Raw genomic sequence first — 8,775 nt, forward strand, 5'->3', positions numbered from 1 at the left:
GTGCAGCCCCCGCAGGCGGGACAGCGCCAGGTGGGCGCGGGGCGTACGCCCGACTGGGACGCGGCCTGGCAGCCCGCAGGCGGCGGAAAGCACGGCGCGGGCGGCAGGGACGGTCAGCGCGGCCCAGGTCAGCAGGGCGGCGGACCGCAGGCCGGCGGCCAGCACGCCACGCCCGGCGGCCCCGTCCGGCTCTCCGGCTCACCCGTCCCCATCGGCCCGGGACCCCGCGCGGGGGACGGCCGCGGGGGCGCCGTCGCCGAGGCGGGCCCCGCCACCGGCTGGATCAGGCCCCCCGCGGGGCTGAACGGCACGGAGGCGCCCACCAGCGCCGTACCGTCACCGACCGCTGCTCACGGGCCAGGACCCACGCAGCCGGTCGTGCCGTCCCCCGAGGTGGCCCCGGCGCCCGGCCACGGCCGCTGGCGGCCCTGGCGGTTCCGGATGTCGAACGACGTCTGGGGAACGCCCGTCGTCGACGGCGATCTGCTGTACGTGACGTCCTTCGAGGTGCACGCCCTGGACGTGGCCAGCGGGCGGCGCCAGTTCAAGACCAGGGACGTGGCCTGGGCGATGGCCGTCGCCCAGGGCCGTATCCACGCCTCCGACGGACCCACGCTGTACGCGCTCGACGGCAAGGACGGCAGCGAGCGCTGGCGGCTCCAGACGGACGCCTGGGTGTACTCGCTCAAGGTCGACCGGGGCACGGTCGTCACCGGCACGCGCGGCGGCGGCGTCCAGGCCTGGGAGGCGTCGAGCGGCGAGAAGCTGTGGGAGACGAGCGGCGCGCAGAGCGACTTCGAGACGCCGGAGGCGGGCCCCGCCGTCTTCGACGGCACCGTCTACGTATGGCAGGACGCCCGCCTGCGCGCGCTGGACGCGCGCACGGGCACCGAGCGCTGGTCGTATCCCGTCGGCGACGCCGCGTCCTGCGGCGGTGTGCCCCTGCGGGTCACCCCCGCGCCCGACGGATACCTGTACGTCTCGGCCGGGACCCGCGTCCTGTCCGTCGACATCGCGAGCGGCCGGGTGCGCTGGCACTTCGAGGCGCCCGCCGTCTTCCTCTCCCCGCCCGCCTTCGCGCCGGGGCCCGCCGTCACCGGCGGCGGGGTGTATCTCGCCGACTACCTCGGCACGGTCTACGCGCTCGACGCGACCACCGGCAAGGACCGCTGGCGCATCGCCACGGAGTCGCGCCAGTCGATCGAGCCGGTCCTGGTCGCCGACGGCAATGTGCACGTGGGCAGCGGCAGCGCGCTCTACACGCTCGACGCGGTGACGGGCACGCCCAAATGGCGCTTCGCCGCCGGCGGCGAGGTCATCGGCGCGCCGGTCGTCGCGGACGGGCGGCTGCACTTCGGCTCGGCCGACCACGTGCTGTACACCCTGGACGCGACCGGCGGGCAGCTGCGCTGGAAGCTGGCGACGGGCGGCGAAATCACGGGCTCGCCCGTGGCGCAGCGCGGTGTGGTGTACGCGTGCAGCAAGGACCGGTGCGTGTACGCGCTCGACGCGGTCAAGGGGACGGCGACGGGGCGCAGCGGCAGCCGCTGAGGCGGGGGGGGAGCCGCTGCGGCGGGGCGGCCTGCTCGGCCCGGGTTCCGGTCAGTGGCGCTGCGGGTCCCACGGCTCGGTCTTGCCCCAGGTCTGGGTGTCGCCGCTCTGCGCCGACGGGGGAGTGGGCCATTCGGGGTCGGACCGCCCGTCGGAGCGTCCGTCCGGCGCCGGCTGCGGGTCTCCGTACGTCGGCTCGGTGTGCGACCCGTCCGTACCGTGCGACCCGTTCAGCGTGTGCGCGCCGCCCGACCCGTTGACTCCGGTGCCGTCGTACGCGGGCTCCCGCCGACTGCGGACCGACTGCCGGCCGCTCATCACCACGGCGCCCAGCAGCAGCAGGACACCACCGGCCGCCGCGGCGCCGACGCCGAGCGCGAGGCCCGTGCCGTCGGTGTTGAGCGTGAGGCTGCCGCCGTTGGCCTGACCCTGGCGGACCGTCCACAGGGCGGTCGCGGCGAGGGAGACCAGTCCTGCCAGCGCCACCAGCAGCCGGGAGCGCATCACGAGGCCGACCAGGGTGACCAGCGCGGCGAACGCGAAGGGCAGCACGATCGACTCGACGAGGCTGGGGGTTCCGGCGGAGATGCCGTCGAACAGGTCGCCGACGCGGTAGTCATGACCCACCCGGTGGTCGTACCAGGGCTTGAACACGCTCGCCACGCCTGCCGCCGCTCCGACGAGGGCGAGCACCGAGCCTATGACGTTCCGGACCATCGTCGGCCTCCTTGACTGGACTGCCGTGCGGACTGTCGTGCTGGTCGCCTGCCGCGTCTGCCGCGCGTCGTTCCGACGTTACGTCGGTTACCCCGTCCAGGCCGGATCACGCCCGGAACCACCCGGCCGTCGCTGGGCGTGTACATGCTGTTAGGAATGATCGGCAACACCTGAACGACTGACCAACTGGACCAACGGGGAAGGGACTCGGCCTTGCTGCGTCGACGTCTGAAATTCACGGCCGCCGTGGCTGTGGTGATGCTGGGACTGACGGGATTCTCGTCGTCCCACGGCCATGGACACGGTTCGAAGAGCAGCGGTCACTCCAGCGGAGGCGGCTGCTCCAGCTCGAAGACCAAGAACGGCACATACTCGGACCACGACTACGACGACGATGACGACTACGGCTCGTCGGGCGCCGATACGGCGGCGGACGACACGTACGACGACACGTACACGCAGAGTCCGACGCCCTCGGCGTCGGCTTCCGAACCGGTGGCCGAGACGGTCAGTTGCGCCCGTGGCGCCAAGGGCAAGAAGAAGGCCGTCACGTACAGCATGGTCCGGGTGACGGCACCGGACGGCGCGTTCGACGGACTGGACACCTACCGGGTCGACGTCGAATTCCAGGGCACTTCCGGCACGAAGGTCGACACGGGGAGCGCGCTGGTCACCCTGGACGGCGGGGAGTCCCGGACGACGCGGGTGACGATGGACCACCCGGGCCGCGTCGCGCGGGTACGGGACTGCTACCCGACCGCCGTGCTGGACAACTGAGTTCAGGGGCTCTCGGATTCAAGGGCCGCACGCACTGCCGGGACGGCGACGTGGTCGGCCGCGGCGGCTCCCCCTCCGCGCCGCCGCGGCCGTTCCCCCGTCCCGAGAAGGTCTGTCAGATCGTGCGGATCGTGCTGCTGGTGCCGGTCGTGCTACGGCGCCGGCGGCGCGGGAGTGTGGTTGTCCTGCGTCGTGGCGGTGGACTTTCCCTTCGCCGGAGCCACGGGCGTGTGGTTGTCGAGCGGCTTCGGCACGCCGGCGTTCGCGGGCGGTGCGGGTGTGTGGTTGTCCATGGTGGTGAGTTCTTCGTTGTTCTCGGCAGTCATGGCTCGTCTCCCGTGTGTTCGGCGGCGCTGGCGGGGGACCCCTGCGCGGCGACTCCCCCGGGTGTCGCCGCGCAGGGATCCAGGGGGCCTCACTCGAACCGAGGAGTCCCCCCGGCGATCCGTCAGCTGCCCCCCGACGCGACGAATCGACACACTCAGCATGTCTTGTGAGCATAAACAATCGATGAACGCCCCGGTGCGGGGCTTGCGCCGCCTGTGCGCCACGTCACTGACGTGCTAGACGGACGCGCCGCCCATGCCGCTTACGCCGCCGACAGCGGGCTGAGCAGACTCCGTACGTTCGACGCCTCCGGTGCGTCGCACTCCTCGTACAGCGCCAGGGCCTCGCGCCAGCAGACCCGCGCGCGGTCGCTCTGGCCGACGGTCTCCAGCGCCCGGCCCAGCACCGTCAGCACGCTCGCGCGGATCCGGTCCCCGCCGATGCACCCTATGGCAAGGGCCTGTTCGGCGTGCTGCGCCGCCTTGGCCGGCTGCCGGGCCGTGAGGTACGCCTCGGCCACGCGGAAGTGGGTCGTGCCCTCCCACAGCCGCTGCCGGTTCTTGCCGAACGTCGTCAGGGCCTCGTTGAGCTGTGTCAGGGCCTCTTGGTGGTTGCCTGCCTGGGTGAGCGCGACACCGAGCGCGTAACGGGCGTTCGCCAGCCGGAGGGTGAGGCCGAGGTGGTCGTAGATGTCGATGCCCTGCTGGGCGAGTTCGATGGCCTTGGCCGTACTGCCCTGGGAGAGGTGTATCCGGGAGAGGTTGCACAGGGCGCTCGCCTCGGCCGGACGGTTGTTGTCGGCGCGCGAACTCTCGATGGCGCGCAGCAGGAACGACTCGGCGTCGGCGAGCCGCCCCTGGTTGAAGGCGATGATGCCGCGGTCGTTCTCGGCCCAGAAGACCGGCGCCGGGTCGCCGGCGGCGCGGGCCAGCGGCTCGATGTGCCGGGCCTCCTCGTCGGCCTCGGCGTAACGGCCCGCCACCAGATGGACGTTGGTCAGGGTGGTCCTGGCCCGGCCCTCCGCGTGACGGTCGCCCGTCGCGTGCGCGGTCGCCCGCGCGGACAGGGCGGCCGACTCGTACTGCTTCGAGTTGGCGCCCGACTCGGCGAGGTCCTTCGCCGCCCACAACAGGTCGACGGCCTTGCGGAGTTGGGTGCCGCGCGAGGCGTGATGGGCGCAGGCGAGCAGGCAGTCCGCCTCGGTGTAGAGCCAGTCGAGGGCCGTCTGCCGGTCGTCGAACGACAGGCCCTGGTACGCGGTCGGCGCCAGGTGGTCGATGAGCCGGTCACCCGGCCGCTCGATCGCGTAGACCTTCGCCGCCGTCGCCAGATAGAAGTCCAGCAGCCGGGAGAGCGCCGACGCGCAGTTGCTGGAGGAGTCTTCGTCCCGCTGGGCGCATACACGCGCGTAGAGACGGACCAGGTCGTGGTAGCGGTAACGGCCCGGCGCGGCGGATTCGAGGAGCGAGGTGTCGACCAGCGACTCCAGCACGTCCTCCGCGTCGTGCAGCGGCAGGTCCAGCACGGCAGCGGCGGCGGCGAGGGACATGTCGGGCCCGTCGGCCAGGCCGAGGAGCCGGAACGCCCGTGCCTGGGCGGGTTCGAGCTGTCCGTACCCCAGCTCGAACGTCGCCTTGACGGCCAGATCGCCCGCCTGCAGTTCGTCCAGCCGCCGCCGTTCGTCGGCTAGCTTCGCGGCGAAGACGGACACGGTCCAGGTGGGGCGGGCGGCCAGCCGGGACGCGGCGATCCGGATCGCCAGCGGCAGGAACCCGCACGCTGCGACCACGTCCAGCGCGGCCTTGCGCTCGGAACTCACCCGCTCCTCACCGACTATGCGGATGAACAACTGGAGCGCTTCTTCTGGCGACATCACGTCCAGGTCGACCAGATGCGCCCCCGCCAGGTCGACCATCCGGACCCGGCTGGTGACGAGCGCCGCGCACCCGGTGGTGCCGGGCAGCAGTGGACGGATCTGCGCCGCGTCCCGGGCGTTGTCCAGCAGGACGAGGATGCGCCGGCCGTCGAGGGTGGAGCGGTAGAGCGCGGAACGCTCGTCGAGGGTGTCGGGGATGGCCGTGTCGGGGGTGCCGAGCGCGCGCAGGAAGGCACCCAGGACCGTCTCCGGCTCCGCCGCGCGGGCGCCCGCGCCCATGAGGTCGACGTACAACTGCCCGTCGGGGAAGTGCGGTCGCGCCTCGTGCGCGATGTGCACGGCGAGCGTCGTTTTGCCGACGCCGCCGATGCCGGCGAGCGCGGACACCGCCATGACGGACCCCTCGGCGGCGGTCAGCCGCCGTCCCAGATCCCGAACGAAGGCGGCGCGTCCGGTGAAGTCCGGCACCGTGGCCGGGAGTTGCGCGGGCCTCATGACGGCCTGGATCGGTGCGGGCGCCTCGACGGGTCGGGCCAGCTCGGCGTCGGCCTGGAGGATGCGCTGCTGCAACTGGGACAGTTCGGGGCGCGGATCGACGCCCAGTTCGTCGGCGAGCAGCCGGCGCGTGTCCGCGTACACGGCAAGCGCCTCGGCCTGCCGCCCACTGCGGTACAGGGCGAGCATCAGCAACTCGCGCAGCCGCTCCCGCAGCGGCTGCGCCGCGGTGAGGGCGGTCAGTTGGGAGATCGCCTCGGCGTGCGAGCCCAGCTCCAGATCCAGGTCCAGCAGCGCCTCGGTGAGCTGGAGCCGCCACTCTTCGAGGCGGGCGCGCTGCGCCTCGGCGTACGGGCCCGGTACGGAGGCGAGGGGTTCGCCGTCCCAGAGCCCGAGGGACTTGCTGATCAGCTCACGCGCGGTGGAACGGTCGCCCGCCGACCGCGCCTTCTCGGCGTCGGACGCCAACTCCTGCGCCACGTTCAGGTCGAGGGCTTCGGGGCTGGTGCGCATCGCGTACCCGCCGGACTCGCTGACGAGCACCCCTGCGGACAGGATCTTGCGGAGCCGGGACGCGTACGTACGAACGGCGGCGAGCGCCTGCGACGGCGGCTCGTCGCCCCACAGCGCGTCGATCAACTCGCCGGAGGTGGCGGTACGTCCGTCGCGCAGGAGGAGGGCAGCCAACAGGGCGCGCTGCTGCGGCGACCCCGAAGGCAGCACTTCACCACCGCGCCAGGCCCGCACGGGCCCGAGCACGCTGAAGCGCAACTCGCCTTCCTGGTCAACTACCGCCGGAGCCCACTGCTCCGGTACACGCGGCCCGATGTCCCGGTCCATAGCTCCCCCTGCCCTGCACTGCTGGTTTCGCCTTCGACAGTCTGCCTTGTCCAGGGCGGGTGCGTCAGCTGTGGGTAGCGGTCTGCACAAGCCCTCGACAGGTGGGGAGGGTCGATTTGGGCGGTTGTGGGGCGGGGGCCGGGGGTTGACGGGGCGACGCGGCAGCCTGCCGAGGAGCTGGCCTCCGGGTCTGGGCGGGGTGTCAGGCCGTCCAGGGTGAGATCGGGCAGGCGTTCGGCCTGCGGACGCCGCTCGGGGCTCGCCGAGGTGAGGGCGATGCCTTCGAGTGCGGCACCCAGGTCGGTGGGGCCGATGTCGGTACGGATCGCGCCGGCGGCCGTGCAGGCTTCCATCAGGGTGGTGATGGCGGCCTGGGCGGGCATCGACGTGAGCGAGGTCGTGGTGCGCCCGACGGTGCAGGGCTGAGGGCGCGGGGTGCATGAGCCGGGGGCTGTGCGGGCCCGGAAGTTAGGTGAACCGGGGGCCGCCCCTTTCTGTTGAGTGTCGCGGTTGCGGTCCGGCCGTCAAGGGCGCTCCTGCGTCGCGTCGGCTACGCCGATTCCGCTCCGCTCCACCCTTGACGCCCGAACCTCCACCGCAAAGGAAGGCTGGGGGGGGGCGGCCGGGGGGCTCCACGGACCAGACCGGCCGTCGTGACGGGTGCTTGGCCGACTGCGGGTGCCACGCGGCAGTTGCATGGGGGGACTCGGCCCGGCCAAGCGTCCACCCAAGCCGGGTATCGGCTGAGACTCATGCCCCGCTGGTCACCGTGAGCGGGTGTGGAACTCGGCTTGTCCCCCCTGCGAGCTACGTGCAGGTGTCCACTGCGTGGTGACGAATGTGCGCCGTCAGATCCATAGCGTTCAACACATGCCGCGGCGCTCCGGCCGCAGGTTCTGAACGAAGGGTTTTCACGATGAGCCGCAACGGCAAGGCATCCGCTGTCATCGCACTGTGCTGCACCGTGGCCGGTGCCGGGCTTGTCGGTGTCGGGGGCATAGCGACTGCGGCGGCGGACACGGTCGCCGTGGCCGGTGCCCAGGGCAGGGCGCACAGCGGGGACGTGTTCACCGGCACCAAGAAGATCAAGGTCGACGGCAAGTCCGTGAACGTCTCCTGCGCGGGCCGCCCGGTGCGGCACCAGCCCGTCGTCGTTCTTCTGCACGGCGGCGGGGACTCGCTGGAGACCATGGCCGGCATCCAGCAGACCCTGAGCGAGAAGAACCGGGTCTGCTCCTACGACCGGCTCGGCGCCGGTGCCAGCGACCAGCCCGACGGACCCCAGTCCATCAAGGACAGCGGAAAGATCCTGACCGGGGTACTCGACCGGGTCGCCGGTGACGCTCCGGTGGTGCTGGCCGGACACTCGCTGGGCGGGCTGTTCGCCGCCAGGTACGCCCCCGATCACCGCGACAGGGTCAAGGGTCTGGTCCTGATGGACGCCACCTCACCGACCCAGAGCGCCGATCTCATCAACGAGGTCCCGGCGTCCGCCACCGGCATGGCGCCCGAACTGCGCGACCAGACTCTGGCGATCCTCAAGGGCGACAACCCGGAGAAGCTGGTGGTACCGGATGGCAAGGTCCGCTCCGCGGGGCACATCCCGGTCGAGGTGATCAAGCACGGCAAGCAGTACCTCGCAGCCGTCCCCGAGTACGGCCAGGCGATGGAAGACGGCTGGACCAAGGGGCAGCACAAGTGGCTGGGCGTCTCCAGCCGCAGCCACCTGAGCGTTGCCAAGAACAGCGAGCACTACATCTACGTCGACCAGCCCGAGCTTGCCGTCAAGACGATCCAGCGAGTCACCGCTCAGGTTGCCTCGCACCACGCGTAGCCCCGGATCATCTAGGCGGGGTGCGTCGTGAAACGCCTCAGACGGTAGGTGGTCGGTTGCGCCAGGCGGCTCTCTCGGCCGTTAGCCGCCGTCGTCTCTTCCCCTGCCCAGGCACCCACCCAGGATCGCCCCTCCGTGTCGGCCTGATGTGCCCTGAGGCGCGCCTAACGCAACACGGGACGCAAAAGATGCCCGATGGCCGCCCCACGAACCATCCCCCGTCCCTCCAGTCACACGTGTCCCACCCAGGGTGACCAGCGGGGCATGAGTCCCAACCGTCCACCGGCCGGGGCGGACGCTAAGCCAGCCCGAGTCCCCCCATGCAACTGGTGCGTGGCACCCGCCAGTCGGCCAAGCA

6 protein-coding genes and 1 pseudogene are annotated in these 8,775 nt (G+C 71.9%); 3 read left to right on the forward strand and 4 right to left on the reverse strand.

What is annotated here, in order from left to right:
* On the forward strand, positions 1-1,551 hold a 1,551-nt coding region (locus tag HY68_RS13655), incomplete at its 5' end, for a PQQ-binding-like beta-propeller repeat protein (RefSeq protein WP_157874341.1).
* A gap of 51 nt (positions 1,552-1,602) precedes the next feature.
* Here the strand turns inward: HY68_RS13655 and HY68_RS13660 are convergent.
* Positions 1,603-2,268, reverse strand: a complete 666-nt coding sequence (locus tag HY68_RS13660; protein WP_041988555.1) for a hypothetical protein — start codon at positions 2,266-2,268, stop codon at positions 1,603-1,605.
* A 213-nt stretch (positions 2,269-2,481) separates the two neighbouring features.
* Here HY68_RS13660 and HY68_RS13665 point away from each other — a divergent pair, with 213 nt between their 5' ends.
* Complete coding sequence (locus HY68_RS13665) at positions 2,482-3,045, forward strand: hypothetical protein (RefSeq protein WP_041988558.1); 564 nt, start codon at positions 2,482-2,484, stop codon at positions 3,043-3,045.
* Positions 3,046-3,197: 152 nt separating this feature from the next.
* Here the strand turns inward: HY68_RS13665 and HY68_RS41985 are convergent, their stop codons facing one another.
* The 3 genes and pseudogenes from HY68_RS41985 to HY68_RS45070 form a co-directional block, all read right to left on the reverse strand.
* The gene (locus HY68_RS41985; RefSeq protein WP_107070081.1) at positions 3,198-3,371 is read right to left on the reverse strand and encodes a sigma-like protein; all 174 of its coding nucleotides are present in this window, start codon (positions 3,369-3,371) and stop codon (positions 3,198-3,200) included.
* A gap of 263 nt (positions 3,372-3,634) precedes the next feature.
* Positions 3,635-6,583, reverse strand: a complete 2,949-nt coding sequence (locus HY68_RS13670) for a BTAD domain-containing putative transcriptional regulator (protein WP_041988559.1) — start codon at positions 6,581-6,583, stop codon at positions 3,635-3,637.
* 191 nt (positions 6,584-6,774) lie between these two features.
* Positions 6,775-6,957 (reverse strand): annotated as a pseudogene (locus HY68_RS45070) (TetR/AcrR family transcriptional regulator); the annotation flags it as partial.
* 542 nt (positions 6,958-7,499) lie between these two features.
* Between HY68_RS45070 and HY68_RS13675 the strand changes: the two are divergent.
* Entirely contained in the window at positions 7,500-8,417 is a 918-nt protein-coding gene (locus HY68_RS13675) for an alpha/beta fold hydrolase (RefSeq protein WP_041988561.1), read from the forward strand.
* The last annotated feature ends 358 nt before the right edge of the window (positions 8,418-8,775 follow it).

The sequence above is a fragment of the Streptomyces sp. AcH 505 genome (assembly GCF_000818175.1).
Taxonomy (GTDB): Bacteria; Actinomycetota; Actinomycetes; order Streptomycetales; family Streptomycetaceae; genus Streptomyces.

Coding starts and splice junctions, on each gene's coding strand:
- HY68_RS13675 (WP_041988561.1), top strand. CDS start 7,500: ATGAGCCGCAACGGCAAGGCATCCGCTGTCATCGCACTGTGCTGCACC.
- HY68_RS41985 (WP_107070081.1), bottom strand. CDS start 3,371: ATGACTGCCGAGAACAACGAAGAACTCACCACCATGGACAACCACACA.
- HY68_RS13670 (WP_041988559.1), bottom strand. CDS start 6,583: ATGGACCGGGACATCGGGCCGCGTGTACCGGAGCAGTGGGCTCCGGCG.
- HY68_RS13660 (WP_041988555.1), bottom strand. CDS start 2,268: ATGGTCCGGAACGTCATAGGCTCGGTGCTCGCCCTCGTCGGAGCGGCG.